This window comes from Cytobacillus oceanisediminis 2691 (genome assembly GCF_007678455.1).
Taxonomy (GTDB): Bacteria; Bacillota; Bacilli; order Bacillales; family Cytobacillaceae; genus Mesobacillus; species Mesobacillus oceanisediminis_A.
Genome location: NZ_VEEP01000200.1, coordinates 1 through 278 on the forward strand (window position 1 = coordinate 1; position 278 = coordinate 278).

The window sequence follows — 278 nt, forward strand, 5'->3', positions numbered from 1 at the left end:
CTTCCACTTCCACTTTATCCTCTCTTCCCATCTCACCCTTAATCCAAATCATTCTATTTCCCTTACTCATTCCCTCCCCCTTACCCACCTCACCCACCTCGCCTTCCCCATTTTTCAACCCGATCACAGAAGCAGTTGTTCTGTTCCCTTCTGCATTCGGCATTACCTTTGCTTCGCCGCCTTCTAGTACCGCTACACAACACTTTCTTCTTCCTAACTCAATACCCATCATTTTACTCATGTTCAATTACCTCCTCCATCTTTTATGTAACCACTCT

General features: G+C 45.3%; 1 protein-coding gene. It reads right to left on the reverse strand.

Annotated elements, in window-relative coordinates; translation table 11 throughout:
- A partial coding sequence (locus FS736_RS23725) for an Hsp70 family protein (RefSeq protein WP_144481551.1) occupies positions 1 to 241 on the reverse strand: 241 nt, incomplete at its 3' end.
- Between the last annotated feature and the right edge of the window lie 37 nt (positions 242 to 278).